Genomic DNA, 15381 nt, shown 5'->3' with positions numbered 1-15381 from the left:
CGAGGGTGAACGCCCCCGGCGGCGTCGCCCGGAAGAGCCGCGGGGGTCCGGTGGGCGCCGACGTGCCGACGGGCCCCGTGACCCCCGTGAGCGCGACCGCAGCCACGCGGCCGCTTCCGAAGGACGCCGCCGTCCCCCGGGCCGCGGCGGCCACGGGGGAGGAGGCCGTGGTGGCGGCCGCCGCCGCAATGCCGCGGCCGATGACGACCGTCCCTGGTGGAAGCGTTTCTTCGCCAAGGCCTGGAAACCCGCCCTGGTGGTTTTCGGCCTGCTGATCATCGCCGGGGTCGGCACCTTCGCGGTGTTCTACGCGCTGGCCCCCGACGCCGACGATCTGGAGGGACAGGCCGAGAGCCAGCTCAGCGCCACTCAGATCATGTGGGCCGGCGAGGAAGGGGGCGAGGGCGAGGAGAACGTCGCCCTCACCACCGGTGAGGTCAACCGGGTCCCCGTCGATTTCGAGGAGATCCCCGACAGTGTCGTGAGCGGGGTGCTCGCCGCGGAGCAGCACACCTTCTACGACGACCCGGGCATCAGCATCACCGGCACCATGCGCGCCGTGCTCTCCGGTGGTGATGCGGGCGGTGGTTCGACCATCACCCAGCAGATGGCGCGCAACTACTACGCCGGGCTCTCCCAGGAGCAGACGATCCAGCGCAAGCTGCGCGAGATCTTCATCTCCATCAAGCTCGGCCAGCAGCTCGAACACGACCAGATCCTCGAGCAGTACCTCAACACCATCTACTTCGGGCGCAACGCCTCCGGCGTCGAGGCCGCCGCACAGGCCTACTTCGACAAGCCCGTCTCCGAGCTCGACGACGCCGAGGGCGCCTTCATCGGTCTGATCATCCAGCAGCCCAGTGCATTCGCCAACCCCGAGCCGGACGGACCGCACGACAAGGTCATGCGCGGTGAGCGCTGGGACTACCTGCGGCAACAGCTCGGGGAACTCAACGAGATCGAACCCGACCTCGGGCTCCCCGCGGGAGAGGCGAACGACCTCGAGTTCCCCGAGACGGTCGAGTACAACCCCGAGGAAGCGGGCGACCCGAAGCTCGCTTACATCAACAACGCCGTCGTCAACGAGGTCGAACGCCGCTACGACGGCATCGACGGCGCCGACATCGCGACCCAGGGCTACACCATCAAGACCTCCCTGGACGAGGACCTGATGGGCGCGGCCCGGGAGGCCTTCGACGTCCTCCCGGAGATGGCCGACGACACCATGCGCGGGCTGACCTCCGTGGACCCCGCGACCGGTGAGATCGTCGCCTTCAACGGGGGGCCGAACGCCGCCGAGGTCGTCAACAACTCGCTGACCCACCAGACCCAGGCGGGTTCGGCGTACAAGCCGTTCGTGCTCGCGACCGCCCTGCGGGACAACATCAGCCTCAACAGCCAGTTCGACGGCGACTCCCCGCAGGAGTTCCCCGGGTTGCAGAGCCCGGTGCAGAACGCCGGTGACCAGAGTTACGGCGAGGTCGACCTCATCCAGGCCACGGCCGACTCGATCAACACCCCGTACGTGGAGCTGATGGTCCAGACCGGCGTGCAGAACGTCGACCAACTGGCCGTGGACATGGGGGTCGACGAGGCCCGGACCGAGACCTCCGTCCAGGGGCCGCTGGTCGCGTTGGGCACTCACCAGGTCAACACCCTGGACATGGCCTCGGCCTACGCGACCTTCGCCGCGCAGGGTCAGCGGAAGCCCGCGCACATGGTCACCGAGGTGGTCGACCGCGAGGGCAACGTCGTCGAACCCAACGACGCCGACGAGATCGAGAACGGGACCGAGGTCATCAGCAGCGACGTCGCTGCCGACGCCACCCACGCCATGACCCAGGTCGTGGAGAACGGTGGTGGTGAGAGCGCCGCTCTGCCCGACGGCCGGCCCGTCGCGGGCAAGACCGGTACCTCCTCCGACGCCGTCTCCGCCTGGTTCGTGGGCTACACCCCGCAGCTGGCCACGTCGGTCAGCCTGAGCCGGGCCAGCGGTGATCCCTTGCAGATCAGGGGTGAGGGCGACATGGAGATCTTCGGTGGTACCACCTCCGCGAACGTCTGGAGCGATTACATGGCGGTCGCGATGGAGGGTGAGGAGGTCCAGGAGTTCCCGCCGCCGCAGTTCGTCGGTGAGGACCAGAACTACCTGCCCACACCGGAGCCGAGCGAGCAGCCGACCGAGGAGCCCACGGAGGAGCCGAGCGAGGAACCCACGGAGGAACCGAGCGAGGAACCCACCGAGGAGCCCACACCTCCCGAGGACTGCAACTTCCTCGACCCCAACTGCGAGCAGGAGGAGATCGACTGCGAGGACCCGCAGTTCGAGACTCACCCCGATTGCCAGGAGGAAGAGGAACCCGGCATCCCCGGGGAGCCCGGACAGGATGAGGAACAAGAGTCCAACCACAGCCTGATCAGGCCCAACCGGGAATGAGGCCGGCAGGTCGACGTGTCCTCATGTCGATCTCCTGACAGGCCGGTATGAGGACACGGTGCCGAGGGGCCGGTGACCGCGCAGTACGGCGCGGACACCGGCCCCTCTCCGTGTCCACAGGGCGGGAACGGATCCGCCAATGCGGTGCGGCGCTGCTGGTAATCTTGGCTCCCGTACGGATCAGAACCCCGATCACTCCCCGGCTCGACCAGGTGACGGGAACGGGGCTCCTGACCTCCTGCCATGGAGATGCCATGGCCGCAACAGTCCAGAGGAGGAACGCACGCTCATGCGTCGTTACGAAATCATGGTCATCCTCGAGCCCAGCCTCGACGAGCGCACCGTCGCCCCGTCGCTGGAGAACTTCCTCGGCGTCGTCCGCAACGACGGCGGCTCGGTCGAGAAGGTCGACATCTGGGGCAAGCGTCGTCTTGCCTACGACATCGACAAGAACTCCGAGGGCATCTACGCGGTCGTCGACCTGACGGCCAAGACCGAGACCATCAAGGAGCTCGAGCGCCAGCTCGGCATCGCCGAATCGGTGCTCCGCACCAAGGTGCTCCGCCCCGAGATCCACTAACGCTCCACGGTCCGTCCCCCGAGGACGGCGGTTGTCCACACCCCCGACCTCCGAACATCCCGTTCTGTCGTCACCGGCACGGATGATCGGGGGAACAGGCTCGAACGCCTGATCCGTCTATCTCGAACCGGAGCCGAACCATGGCAGGCGAAACCCAGATCACGCTCGTCGGCAACCTCGTCGACGACCCTGAACTGCGCTTCACGCCCAGCGGGGCCGCGGTCGCCAACTTCCGGGTGGCCTCGACCCCTCGCACCTTCGACCGCCAGGCAGGCGAGTGGAAGGACGGCGAGTCCATGTTCCTCACCTGCACCGTCTGGCGGCAGTACGCGGAGAACGTCGCCGAGAGCCTCCAGCGCGGCATGCGGGTCATCGTGCAGGGGCGGCTCAAGCAGCGCTCCTTCGAGACCCGTGAGGGTGAGAAGCGCACCGTCTACGAGATCGACGTCGACGAGGTCGGTCCCGCTCTGCGCCGTGCCACCGCGAAGGTGACCAAGACGTCCGCGCCGGGCGGTGGCGGCGGCTTCGGCGGCGGTGGCGGTGGTTTCGGTGGCGGCCAGCCCCAGGGCGGCGGCTACGGGAACCAGGGCGGCGGCTACGGCGGCGGCTCCCAGGGTGGTCGCGGCGGTGCCCCCGCCGACGACCCGTGGGCGACCAACGGCGGCGGTGGCGGCGGCTTCGGCGGTGGCGGGTTCTCCGACGAGCCCCCGTTCTAGGCCGAGGCCGAACACCGAGCAACACCCGGCCGGTGTCCTCGGACACCGTGCCACCATTCCATTTTTCATAGACCATCCCCGGGACAGACCCGGGGCTCTTGCGAAGGAGCACCACGATGGCGAAGCCGGCAGCGCGCAAGCCCAAGAAGAAGGTGTGCATCTTCTGCCAGGAGAAGCAGTCCTACATCGACTACAAGGACACCACGCTTCTCCGTAAGTTCATCTCCGAGCGCGGTAAGATCCGTGCCCGGCGGGTGACCGGCAACTGCACTCAGCACCAGCGCGACGTAGCCACCGCGATCAAGAACGCGCGTGAGGTCGCCCTGCTGCCCTACACCAGCAGCACCCGATAGCCGGGAAACTCCGAGGGAGGTTTTTGTCGTGAAGCTCATCCTGACCCACGAGGTCAACGGTCTCGGAGCCCCCGGCGATGTCGTCGAGGTGAGGAACGGTTACGGCCGTAACTACCTGCTCCCCCGCGGATTCGCCATCCCGTGGACCCGCGGTGGCCAGAAGCAGATCGACCTGATCCAGCGTGCCCGTCGCTCCCGCGACATCCGCACCCTGGACGAGGCCCGCCAGATCGCCGGCCAGGTCGAGGCACTCACCGTGCGCTTGAAGCAGCGCGCCGGCGAGGGCGGTCGCCTGTTCGGTTCGGTCACGGCCGGCGACGTCGCCGAGGCCGTCCAGACTTCCGGTGGCCCGGAGCTGGACAAGCGCCGGATCGAGATCAAGAACGCGATCAAGTCGGTCGGTTCCTACAAGGTGGACGTGCGTCTCCACCCCGAGGTCAACGCCACCATCAAGCTGGACGTCGCAGGCGTCTAGCGCAGCACTGGTAGGCGTTCACCGACGTCGGCCCCGTCCTCGTTCGTTCGAGGGCGGGGCTTTCGTGTGCCTGTGGGGCGGACACGCCGCCGCCGAAAGCCCAAGTGTGATCACTATTGGTAATCTAACGTGTTCTCTGTGTCGGCATCCTGGATGCCCCGCACAGAGAGGACACGATCGATGGCTGTAGAGAGACTGGACCGCAGGACCATGCTCCGCGGGGCCGCGCTCCTCGCCGGCGGCGTACTGCTCGGCGGAACGACGGACGCGATCACCGCACGTGAGGCCAGGGCCTTCGCGACGCCGAAGGTGTTCACGCGGTCCGACTGGGGCGCCCGTGCGCCCAAGCATGCGATCGACGTCCGGTCGACCGGACCGACGCACATCGTGGTGCACCACACGGCCACCGCGAACGTCTCCGACACCTCGAAGTCACGGGCGGCCGCACTGTCACGCTCCATCCAGCGGTTCCACATGGACAGCAACGGATGGACCGACATCGGGCAGCAGTTCACGATCAGCCGTGGCGGCCACATCATGGAGGGGCGGGAGGGGTCCCTCCCGGCCGTGAGCGAGGGCGGGCACGTCGTCGGTGCCCACACTGCCGACCACAACAGTCACACGATCGGGATCGAGAACGAGGGCACCTACACTTCGGCCGCACCGCCCGGCGATCTGATGGACGCTCTGGCCGAAACGTGCGCCTGGCTGTGCGCGGCCTACGGGCTCGATCCGCAGGAGGCCGTTGTCGGCCATCGCGACTACAACTCCACCAACTGTCCCGGTGACGAGCTCTACGCGCTGCTCCCGCAGCTGCGCCGCGACACCGCGGCCAAGATGGGGAGCGCCGCGAGAGAGCTCGGCAGGGTGGCGGATCTGGAACTGTCCCCCGANCCACGGCCCGACCGTCGGTCAGGGCGAAGCCGGTACCTGAGCCGTTCATCGGGGTCGTTCGGCCCCGGTGACCAGCCAAGCGCTTCCCCGTGCCCTCAGCCCCAGGGTGAGGGCACGGGCCAGGATCCACACCGCGAAGGCCCCCCACAGACCGACCAGCCCCCACATCTGGGATTCCGCCAAGTTCGGCAGCACCAGCGCGAACGGCAGGAAGGCCAGCATCGTTCCCAGGGACGCCCACGCGAGGTAACGCTGGTCCCCGGCGCCCATGAGGACACCGTCCAGCACCATGGTCACGCCGCTCAACGGCTGTATGAGTGCCACCACGACCAACGAGGCCATGATGAGCGAGGCCACCTGCGGGTCGTCGGTGAAGGGGATCGGTGCCCACGGCAGCACCAACAGCACCACGACGGTGAAGACCAGACCGGCCATCACGCCCCACTCGACCATCCGACGGGTCGAGGCGCGGGTGCCGCGCACGTCGGCGGCGCCCAGATACCGGCCCACGATCGACTGTCCCGCGATGGCCACGGCGTCCATGGCGAACACCAGCAGAGCCCACATGTTGTAACTGACCTGGTGCGCGGCGATCGATTCGTCGCCCAGACGGGCGGCCACCGCCGTCGTCACCAGCGCGACCACACGCATGGAGACACTGCGCAGGAACAGGGCGAACCCGGCCGAGGCCGACTTGCGCAGCCCTTCGAGGGACGGTGCGATCGGAACCCCGTGGCCGCGGGCCGAGCGAACGATGGTGGCCACGTACCAGAAGGCCCCTGCCCCCTGCGCGATCACCGTCGACCAGGCCGAACCGGCGATACCCCAGTCCAGGACCAGGACGAAGAGCGCGCACAGGGCCGCGTTGCCCAAGTAGGAGGCGACCGCGACGACCAAGGGGGTCCGGGCGTCCTGCAGGCCGCGCAGGACCCCCGTTCCGGCCATGACGACCAACAGGAACGGGGTGCTCAGCAGGCTGATGCGCAGGTAGGTCAGTGCGTAGGGAGCTACGTCCGGGGAGGCGCCCAGCAGCTCGATGAGGTGAGGGCCCAGCGGCCATCCGATCCCGATGGCGGCCACGCCCAGGAGCACGGCGAGCCACAGGCCGTCCACCCCGTCGCGCATCCCGCCGGGTATGTCGCCGGCTCCGAACTTGCGGGCCACGGCAGCGGTGGTCCCGTAGGCCAGGAAGATGCACACCGCGGCCAGGGTCAGCAGGACCTGCCCGGCCACGCCGAGACCGCCGAGGGCCTGGGTGCCGAGGCTGCCGACGATGGCGGAGTCGGTCAGCAGGAAGAGCGGTTCGCTGATGAGCGCGAAGAACGTGGGTACCGCGAGCGCGAAGATCTCCCGGTCGTGGCGGTGCCGGAAGGGGGCGGCGGAGAGCAGTCTGGGCATGGCAGGGCAAGGTTACCGGACACCCGTTCGATGTTTCGGGTGAAGTTGTCCACAACCCCCCGAAAGCCTGTGGACAACCTGTGGAAAAACCCTGTGTGAGCATCTTGTGCCCAGGGATCACGAACTGTGTTTTCACAGGTCAAGTGGGCCATATGTGGGAAGTCGCAAAGTTATCCACAGGTGATGAGAGCAACCTGTGCGTGGAACGCCCCACGCAGCCCGGGAGAGGGCGGTGAAGGAGGTTGTCCACAGCTTCGGCCCAGGGACCGGGGGGACCTTCGTATGGGGCATCCTGGAGAGGTCGTCATCTGCATCTGGGGGAGTAGTCCGTGAGCGTCGCCGAGGAACCACCCGAGGAACGCGGATACGATCGCACCCCTCCGCACGACATCCAGGCCGAGCAGAGTGTCCTCGGCGGGATGCTCCTGTCCAAGGACGCCATCACGCAGGTCGTGGAGATCATCCGCTCCGTCGACTTCTACCGGCCCGCGCACCAGATCATCTACGACGCGGCCGTGGACCTCTTCTCCCGCGGTGAGCCCGTCGACGCGATCTCCGTCAACGCCGAGCTCACCAAACGCGGCGAGGTCACCCGCGTGGGTGGCGCCCCCTACCTGCACACCCTCACCGAGGCGATCCCCACCGCGGCCAACGCCGGCTACTACGCCAAGATCGTCTCCGACCGCGCGATCCTGCGCCGCCTCGTCGAGGTCGGCACCCGCATCGCCCAGATCGGCTACACCGGCGACGGCGAGGTCGACGACCTCGTCGACCACGCCCAGGCCGAGATCTACCGAGTCGCCGAGAAACGCACCGGCGAGGACTACCTCGCCCTCGCCGACATCATGCCCGGCGCCCTCGACGAGATCGAGGCGATCGGTGCCCACGACGGCAGTCTGACCGGTGTCCCCACCGGCTTCGCCGACTTCGACGCGCTGACCAACGGCCTCCACCCCGGCCAGATGGTGATCATCGCCGCGCGTCCGGCAGTAGGGAAGGCGCTCGCGCTGGACACATCCGTCCCCACGCCCGACGGGTGGACGACCATGGAAGAGGTGGAGACCGGGGACTTCGTCCTGGCCGCGGACGGCAAACCGACCGAGGTCGTCGCCACGTCCGAGGTGATGATCGACCGGGAGTGCTACGAGATCGTCTTCGATGACGGCACCACGGTGATCGCCGACGCCGAGCACCAGTGGTTCACGCACACCCGCGCGTCGCGCCGCGCGGACCGGGAGGCCCGGAACCTCGAGGGGCGGGAGCCACGGGTTCTTCCCGGGGTGCGGACCACACGGGAGATCGCCCGGACCCAACGGTTGGAGACCTCCGACCAGCGCCTCAACCACTCCGTGGCCAACGCCGCTGCGTTGGCACTCCCTGAACAGGATTTGCCAGTGCCGCCTTATGTGCTCGGGGCCTGGCTCGGCGATGGCCACACCCACGAAGCGAGGATCACCAACATCGACGGCGAGGTCATCGCCAACATCGAGGCCACGGGCCTGGTGGCCAAGCCGGCGGGCAGCGGCCGACACCTGTACGGAATCCACTTGCCCGACGAGAAGGTGGAGACCGTTCCGCGTTCCTGTGTCGTGTGCGGTGAGGAGTTCGTTCCTGCGCTCCCGCACGTGCGGAGCTGCGGGCAGTCCTGTGGTGGTAAGGCCCGATTCGCTTCGGACCCCGTCGAGCACACCACCTGTGCTGACTGCGGCAGGCCCTGTTTCGCAGGGTACTCACGGTGCGGGGACTGCATCGCAGATCACGGGAGTGTGCAGGCTCTGCTCCGTGGGCTCGGGGTGTTGGGTGACAAGCACATCCCCCAGCAATACCTCCGTGCCTCGGGGGCTCAGCGTCGAGCTCTCCTCGCAGGACTGCTCGACACCGACGGGACGGTGAACGCGAACGGATCCGTCCAGTTCGGTGTCGTCAACCGACAGCTGGCCGAGGACTTCCGCGAACTCGCCCACAGCCTGGGTCACCGCACCGGGATGTCCACCAAGAGGGTCGGCGGAAAGAACGAGGACACTTCGACCTGCTACACGATCACCTTCGGCTCCACGGTCGAGGTCTTCGGTATCGAGCGCAAGCGCAGCGCACACCGTGAGCGGGGCGAGGGGCGTTCCTACGCCCGGACCGGTTCACGGTTCATCCGCGAGGTGCGTCCTGTGGAGAGCGTTCCGGTCCGCTGCATCCAGGTCGACCACCCCGACCATTTGTTCCTCGTGACCCGGTCGATGGTGCCGACGCACAACTCGACGCTGGCCCTGGATTTTGCGCGGGCGGCCTCAGTGAAGAACGATATGACGTCGGTCTTCTTCAGCCTGGAGATGGGGCGCAACGAGATCGTCATGCGCCTGCTCTCCGCCGAGGCGCGGGTACCGCTGCACACGATGCGATCCGGGCTGATGACCGACGAGGACTGGACCCGCCTGGCCAGACGCATGGGCGAGGTCGCCAACGCCCCCCTGTTCATCGACGACTCCCCGAACATGTCGATGATGGAGATCCGCGCCAAGTGCCGGCGCCTCAAGCAGCAGCACGACCTGCAACTCATCATCGTCGACTACCTCCAGCTCATGAGCTCCCCCGGCCGGGTGGAGAGCCGCCAGCAGGAGGTCTCGGAGATGTCGCGGTCCCTCAAGCTCCTCGCCAAGGAGCTCGATGTCCCCGTCGTGGCGCTCTCGCAGCTCAACCGTGGTCCCGAACAGCGCACCGATAAACGCCCACAAGTATCGGATCTTCGCGAATCAGGCAGCATCGAGCAGGATGCGGACATGGTGATCCTGCTGTACCGCGAGGACGTGCACGACAAGGAGTCGCCGCGCGCCGGCGAGGCCGACATCATCGTGGCCAAGCACCGTAACGGTCCGACCGCTGACGTCACCGTCGCCTTCCAGGGGCACTACAGTCGCTTTGTCGACATGGCGCCGGGCTGATGTGGCGCTGTGTCGACACGGTGCTTCAGCGCTGAAGCACCGTGTCGAGAGGGCTACGTGTCGCTATATCGGTCAGTCCACAAGTCGCTTTTTGTGTGGACCAAAATGTCGACAAAGCGCTACGTCGACATGCCGCCTCCGGTATGGGGCGTGGGTTTCTTGTGGTGCCTGGGCCCACCTGAACCGGCTCTTCGGGTCTTCCCATACGGCTCGACCCATCGGGGAACCGCTCACCACCCGGGCCGGTCCGCCGTAGCGTTCGTCGACGGCGTCGAGATCGAGCTGGGAGGTGGGGTTTCGGGGTGCGTTCATGTCCGGCTCCTCTCGGTGCCGGGGCGGAAAAGGCTGGGGCCGGGCGCGGGAGGGCCTGTGCTCTCCGGGGTTTCGGACATCAAATCCGGTTGGATGTGTGGGGCCGGATGAGTGTGCCGATCTGAGGACCCCCGGACGCGACCGTGGTCCCGGACACCCCGCGCTCGTCCGCAGCCGTGCTGGGCGGCGAGTGGACGGTCTCGCCGGACGGGTGTTCGGACGCGGGACCACAGGGCGACGACGAGCCTCGTGTGCGAGGCCAGAGCTCTCGCCTGCTCGACTGCAAGCGGTCACCACGAGCGGAGAATCATCTCCGCTGTGTGATCACGGGTGGGTGATTCAGTCTTCCGAAACCCAAATAATCTCCGGACCGGTTTGTCGACAAAGCGATTCGCAGGACAGGAGTGGCCCTCGGGGCGCCGTGAGTGGTTCGCCCGCCGGGGTGGTCCGGGCCGTCTCCACCGGCCTCGGGCACGCATCAGGCCCCTGCCCGGTGCGGGCGGGGGCCTGTGCGAGTCGTTGGTACGGCCGGCTGGGCGGTCCGGTGAACGGGCCGGGGGTCAGAGCCAGCGGGCCTCGGGGCGAGTGCGCCCATCGTCGTCGGTCACGAGCACCCAATGCATGATCGGGTGCTGGGAGCTGATGCGGTCGGCGTCCTCGCGCGGTTGCGGGACCGCCGCGGGGCCGCCGACCGAGCCGGAGAGCCGGCGGGTCGTAGCAGCCGCGCGCGTGCGTCGACGAGCGTGGGAGCGAGCGGGCTGCACTGCACGTTCCGTCCGGCGCGCCATGGTGAACCCCTCTCGTTTCCGTGTCAGATGAACCAAGTTAACCCTACGTTCACCTTGGAGTCAATCTCCTGGGCTTGTGCGGCGCGGACCCCGGCGTTCGGGTTCGGTTCAAGTGAACGGAAGGTGAACGAAGGGAGAACCTGCGTGGGGACGGCACAAACGACGAGAGCACCCGCCGCAGCGGGTGCTCTCGTCGTCGCTCTCGTGCGTGGAGACGGCCTCACTCCTTGAAGATGAGTCCCACGACCTCCAGGTAGAGCTGTTCGGGATACGGGATGAAGTTGATTCGGCTCAGAGCCTGGTCCTGACCGGCCGACTCCATCACGAAGGTCCCGTATCCGAGGAAACGGCCGACCAGGGTGCGTTCGAACCGCATGTCTGTGACCTTGCCGAGCGGCATCATGTTCACCTGCCGGGTGATGAGACCCGTGGTGAGCAGTAGTCGCGCCGACGTGATCACGAAGTAGTCCACCGACCACTCGGCGACCTGCCAGACGAACCACACCAACACCAGCAGCCACAGCCACCAGATGATCGCCAGGCTCGCTGTGCTGTCGGCGATCATCGTGTTGCTGAGGATGCCGGCCACCACCAGAGCGGCGAGCACCGCGCCGACCGGACCGATCAGCACGGCAGGATGCCTGCGAATGGTCACCACGTCCTGCTCGTGTGGGAGCAGATAACGGTTGACCGAGGCTGGTGCGCTGTTACTCGACGCTACGAGGCGCATGCCGGCCCATCACCCCTATGGAAGCAGAGCGTTGACGAAGCGGGACATCGCTTCCGCACCGCCTACGAGTCCGTCGAGCCCACTTTGGATCACTCCGGCGGCGCTCTCCGGCTGTGTCAGCAGATAGAACGCCACAAAAGCGATGAGCGCGTATCCGCCCCATTTCTTCAACTTCGCCACGACTGACTCCCCTTGGAATCCACCTGACCCACCGGCCCATCGGAGATTGTTCCACCGACCATGGTGCCCGTAAAGCCAGGGCGACACCATCGGCGTGGCGTTATGTCGGACGTTCGACGCTTGCCGAAACTGTCCTTTTTCGGTGCTGTTGGTAACCCTGTGAAAGGGGGTCCGTAACTCGCCTCGCAGGTCAGCGACGTTCGTTGAGCGCCAGGGCCAGGACTTGCAGGTGCTGCCGGGCGATGCGTTCGACCAGCTCGGGGGTGGCGTTCCCGGTCACGTCCTCCGCGCCGTGGCGGGCCGCGTTCACACAGCGGGTGACGGTCGCCGCGTCGTGGACATTGCCGAACTCAGAAGCCAACCGGTGGACGACCGGGGCGAAGTGCGAGTCGCGGGAGATGTGGGGTGTCGAGGGAGAGGGGTTCTCCGGCATCTCACTCCTTGGGGCTCTTCTGGATGTATCGCGCACCGTGTGCGCTTCGGGGCTGTGCGTAGCCCACGGAGGGTTGCCTGGACGTCCGCTGCGGGATGCGGAGGGTCCGGGGGAGGAGGCTCGGCTACGCGCTCTGTGTGGGGTTCTTTTCGGCCCGGTCGGTTTGCCCTGTTACGGGCGGTTCCCAACCATGATCACTCTCGTCTGTCACGTTCCCATCTCGAATTGAATTCGGCTAATGCGGCAGAGGGTTGCGGTCTGGGCTCCGACCGCTTCGACCTGGGGTGAAGCACCCCACCAGTCTGCCATTACCCGGTTTTCGGACGTTCATTCATGGGACCGAAAATAAGACCGAAAAAGCGCCCTACCGGGGTTCGGTCGGGCGCTTCGGAACGGCGGATGCGGCGTTCAGTGGCAGCCGTAGAGGCGGTCGCCTGCGTCGCCCAGCCCTGGAACGATGAAGCCGTTCTCGTCCAGGCGCTCGTCCACCGCGGCGGTGACCACACGCAGGGTGGCCCCGTGGTCGGGGTCGAGCGATTCCTCGAGTTTGCGCTCGACCGCGGTCATGCCCTCGGGCGCGGCCAGCAGGCACAGGGCGGTGATGTGGTCGGCGCCGCGCTCCACGAGCAGCTGCAGGGCCGCGGCCAGGGTGCCGCCCGTGGCCAGCATCGGATCGAGCACGTAGCACTGGCGGCCCGAGAGGTCCTGCGGGAGGCGGTCGGCGTAGGTGGCCGGTTGGAGGGTCTCTTCGTCCCGGGCCATGCCCAGGAACCCCACCTCGGCGGTGGGCAGCAGGCGGGTCATGCCGTCGAGCATGCCGAGTCCGGCGCGCAGAATCGGTACGACGAGCGGTGTGGGACGCGTGAGTTGGGTTCCGGTGGCCTGCGTCAGCGGGGTCTCCAGGGTGACTTCGCTCACACGCACGTCGCGGGTGGCCTCGTACGCGAGCAGGGTGACCAGCTCGTCGGTCAGGCGCCGGAAGGTCGGGGAGTCGGTCCGCACGTCGCGCAGGGTGGTCAGCTTGTGCGCGACCAAGGGGTGGTCGACGACCAGGGTTTCCAAGGCTTTCTCCGGGTGAGCTGGGCTGGCGGGACGGTGGCTGGGGGAGGGATGGGCGTGCCCGATTCTAATCGCGCGGTACGCCCCGGCGTCGCGCTGACCGCGACGTCCCCGCCGCACCGGTCCGGTGTCGATCGGCCGCACCCTCTGGCCCGCAACAGCACGTGCCCCTTACCCTTCGGGTCCGGTGGCGGCCTGCAGGCGCGAGCGGTTTCTGCGGCCCGGCCGTGCGGGGCCGCCGCCGTGCAGTGAGAACTTGGAAGGGGGTGTCGGGGTGCCTTCCGTTTACGGTGCCGGCCGAATACGCCCTATGGCGAACAGGAGGACCGGGGTGATCGTTACCATGGCTGTCGCACGGGCGATCCGGAATTCCGTCGTCCGCACCGATGCACCGGCCGGGTTGGGGTGGCGATGACAGTACTCGATCATGGTGACGACGATTCGGCCGATTTCGCCGCCGTCGCCTACAGGGAAGAGGAGTACTGGGACGTCGATCTGCTCCCCGTGGCCCTCACACAGGACCTCAAGGGGCTCATCCATGCTCTGCGCCAGCAGCCGAGTATCAGCGGTTCGCTCGGTCTGGTCGCGATCGGCGACGACTTCTTCATCATCGTGCGGGTTTACGGTGAGGAGACCACCCTCTTCCTCTCCGACGTGACCGCCTCGGTCGACTGGGAGATGGCCCGCGACGTCCTGGAGGAGCTCGACATCGATGTCCCCCACGACGACGACCTCGACCAGGTCCTGCCCGCGGGCGACCTGTCGATCGTGGCCGATCTCGGGCTGGACGAGATGGAGTTGGGCGCCCTCGCCGGCGACCTCGACCTGTACCCCGACGAGGTGCTGGCCAGCGTCGCCGAGCGGCTGGGATTCGCCCAGTCCTTCCAGCGTGTCCTGGACGGGATGGGGTAAGGGAGTCCTGGAGTAACACCCGGCAGAACAAGGAGAGCACGCGGTGTCGACCTTCGCAGCCATCTTCGCTCCCGACGGGAAGATGTGGCGGGGAACAGAGGTCGAACTCGGCGAGGCGGACGTGATCGACGACATCACCGACCTCATGATCGACTTCGCGGTCGAACGGGGCGGTGACGAGGCCCTCCTCCTGGTGGAGGCCGACGACGAGTGGTTCGCGATCGTCCGGGCCGAGGACGGCGGTGAAGAGCCCCGGATCTATCTTTCCGATGCCCGTGTGGTGCACGACCACGCGATCGCCTCGGTGCTGTCGGAGGCCGGCGGGCTGGGTGCTCCACCGCCGTCCGAGAGCGCCGGTGCACGTCCCAACCCGGTGCCCGACGGCGACGGTGACCTGATCACCGACCTCGGTGTGACCGAGGACGAACTGCACGACCTCGCGTCCGGGGGCGGTGTGCTCCCCAGTGACGTGCTGGCCGTGGTCGCCGAGCGGGCGGGCTTCTCCGACCTGCTCGACAACATGAGGCTCTGAGGCGATGGACCGCGACCTCGTCGACGCCGCCCTGCGCCTGGCGCTGTTGGAGGGTGAACGGGCCCTGGAAACGGGGGACGTTCCTGTGGGCGCCGTGGTCCTGGGGGCGGACGGGGCTGTCCTGGGGACCGGCCGCAACGAGCGTGAGGCGGCCGGGGACCCCACGGCGCACGCAGAGGTGCTGGCGTTGCGTGCGGCGGCGCGGGCGCGGGGCGAGTGGCGTCTGTCGGGATGCACCCTGGTCGTGACTCTGGAGCCGTGCACCATGTGTGCGGGGGCGACCGTGCTCTCGCGGGTGGACCGTTTGGTCTACGGGGCTCGCGACGACAAGGCGGGCGCGGCCGGGTCGGTGTGGGACGCGGTGCGTGATCCCCGCCAGAACCATCGCCCCGAGGTGTTCCCGCCGGATCTGGTGGGGGCCGACGTCGCGTCCGAGTGCGCGGGTCTGCTGTCCCGATTTTTCGCTGGGCGCAGGATCCTGTAGAGTTCCTCTCGGTGGAGTCGCCTAGTGGCCGATGGCGCCCGCCTCGAAAGCGGGTAAGGGGCAACCCTTCGAGGGTTCGAATCCCTCCTCCACCGCCACGAGCCGTCCCCGGTACTGCCGGGGGCGGCTTTTTATGTGCCTGCTGTCCGTTCCCGTGCTGTCGTC

At 67.6% G+C, this 15381-nt stretch carries 15 protein-coding genes, 1 tRNA gene and 1 pseudogene; 11 read left to right on the top strand and 6 right to left on the bottom strand.

From position 1 onward, the window contains the following. The first annotated feature begins 256 nt into the window (after positions 1-256). The 6 genes and pseudogenes from D473_RS0112445 to D473_RS26600 form a co-directional block, all read left to right on the top strand. The gene (locus tag D473_RS0112445; RefSeq protein WP_017609398.1) at positions 257-2437 is read left to right on the top strand and encodes a transglycosylase domain-containing protein; all 2181 of its coding nucleotides are present in this window, start codon (positions 257-259) and stop codon (positions 2435-2437) included. Between the two features lie 289 nt (positions 2438-2726). Then, entirely contained in the window at positions 2727-3017 is a 291-nt protein-coding gene (gene rpsF, locus D473_RS0112440) for a 30S ribosomal protein S6 (RefSeq protein ID WP_017609397.1), read from the top strand. 140 nt (positions 3018-3157) lie between these two features. Further along, positions 3158-3733 (top strand): single-stranded DNA-binding protein, encoded by a 576-nt coding sequence (locus D473_RS0112435; protein WP_017609396.1) that lies wholly within the window; start codon positions 3158-3160, stop codon positions 3731-3733. A gap of 116 nt (positions 3734-3849) precedes the next feature. Then, positions 3850-4086, top strand: a complete 237-nt coding sequence (rpsR, locus tag D473_RS0112430) for a 30S ribosomal protein S18 (protein ID WP_017577046.1) — start codon at positions 3850-3852, stop codon at positions 4084-4086. Between the two features lie 28 nt (positions 4087-4114). Beyond that, positions 4115-4561 (top strand): 50S ribosomal protein L9, encoded by a 447-nt coding sequence (gene rplI / locus D473_RS0112425; protein ID WP_017609395.1) that lies wholly within the window; start codon positions 4115-4117, stop codon positions 4559-4561. Between the two features lie 210 nt (positions 4562-4771). Beyond that, positions 4772-5464 (top strand): annotated as a pseudogene (locus D473_RS26600) (peptidoglycan recognition protein family protein); the annotation flags it as partial. Between the two features lie 36 nt (positions 5465-5500). Here D473_RS26600 and D473_RS0112415 read toward each other — a convergent pair. After that, positions 5501-6853 carry an MATE family efflux transporter gene (locus D473_RS0112415; protein WP_017609393.1) on the bottom strand — a complete coding sequence of 451 codons (1353 nt, stop codon included), beginning with the start codon at positions 6851-6853 and terminating at the stop codon, positions 5501-5503. Between the two features lie 329 nt (positions 6854-7182). On the opposite strand from D473_RS0112415, the gene dnaB reads away from it, so the two are divergent. Beyond that, positions 7183-9786 carry a replicative DNA helicase gene (dnaB, locus tag D473_RS0112410; RefSeq protein ID WP_017609392.1) on the top strand — a complete coding sequence of 868 codons (2604 nt, stop codon included), beginning with the start codon at positions 7183-7185 and terminating at the stop codon, positions 9784-9786. Between the two features lie 872 nt (positions 9787-10658). Here dnaB and D473_RS0112405 read toward each other — a convergent pair. The 5 genes from D473_RS0112405 to upp all read right to left on the bottom strand — a co-directional run bounded on the left by D473_RS0112405 (position 10659) and on the right by upp (position 13291). Then, positions 10659-10886: a hypothetical protein gene (locus D473_RS0112405; RefSeq protein WP_026126882.1), complete on the bottom strand. Its 228-nt coding sequence runs from the start codon at positions 10884-10886 to the stop codon at positions 10659-10661. 220 nt (positions 10887-11106) lie between these two features. Then, positions 11107-11616, bottom strand: a complete 510-nt coding sequence (locus tag D473_RS0112400) for a PH domain-containing protein (protein WP_026126881.1) — start codon at positions 11614-11616, stop codon at positions 11107-11109. A gap of 15 nt (positions 11617-11631) precedes the next feature. Further along, entirely contained in the window at positions 11632-11796 is a 165-nt protein-coding gene (locus D473_RS27685; protein WP_193373274.1) for a hypothetical protein, read from the bottom strand. Between the two features lie 190 nt (positions 11797-11986). Then, on the bottom strand, positions 11987-12229 hold the full coding sequence (locus tag D473_RS0112395) for a hypothetical protein (protein ID WP_017609389.1): 243 nt from the start codon (positions 12227-12229) through the stop codon (positions 11987-11989). A gap of 408 nt (positions 12230-12637) precedes the next feature. Next, entirely contained in the window at positions 12638-13291 is a 654-nt protein-coding gene (gene upp / locus D473_RS0112390; protein WP_017609388.1) for a uracil phosphoribosyltransferase, read from the bottom strand. 408 nt (positions 13292-13699) lie between these two features. On the opposite strand from upp, the gene D473_RS0112385 reads away from it, so the two are divergent. The 4 genes from D473_RS0112385 to D473_RS0112370 all read left to right on the top strand — a co-directional run bounded on the left by D473_RS0112385 (position 13700) and on the right by D473_RS0112370 (position 15314). After that, the gene (locus tag D473_RS0112385) at positions 13700-14200 is read left to right on the top strand and encodes a tRNA adenosine deaminase-associated protein (protein WP_017609387.1); all 501 of its coding nucleotides are present in this window, start codon (positions 13700-13702) and stop codon (positions 14198-14200) included. 43 nt (positions 14201-14243) lie between these two features. Continuing rightward, positions 14244-14732, top strand: coding sequence for a tRNA adenosine deaminase-associated protein (locus D473_RS0112380; protein ID WP_017609386.1), 489 nt, complete (start codon positions 14244-14246; stop codon positions 14730-14732). Between the two features lie 4 nt (positions 14733-14736). Further along, the gene (locus tag D473_RS0112375; RefSeq protein ID WP_017609385.1) at positions 14737-15216 is read left to right on the top strand and encodes a nucleoside deaminase; all 480 of its coding nucleotides are present in this window, start codon (positions 14737-14739) and stop codon (positions 15214-15216) included. A 10-nt stretch (positions 15217-15226) separates the two neighbouring features. Further along, a tRNA-Ser gene (locus D473_RS0112370) sits at positions 15227-15314 on the top strand. The last annotated feature ends 67 nt before the right edge of the window (positions 15315-15381 follow it).

Source organism: Nocardiopsis xinjiangensis YIM 90004, from assembly GCF_000341145.1.
GTDB lineage: Bacteria > Actinomycetota > Actinomycetes > Streptosporangiales > Streptosporangiaceae > Nocardiopsis > Nocardiopsis xinjiangensis.
Note: the sequence above shows the minus strand (reverse complement) of the source record. Positions and strands in the feature narration are given on the sequence as shown.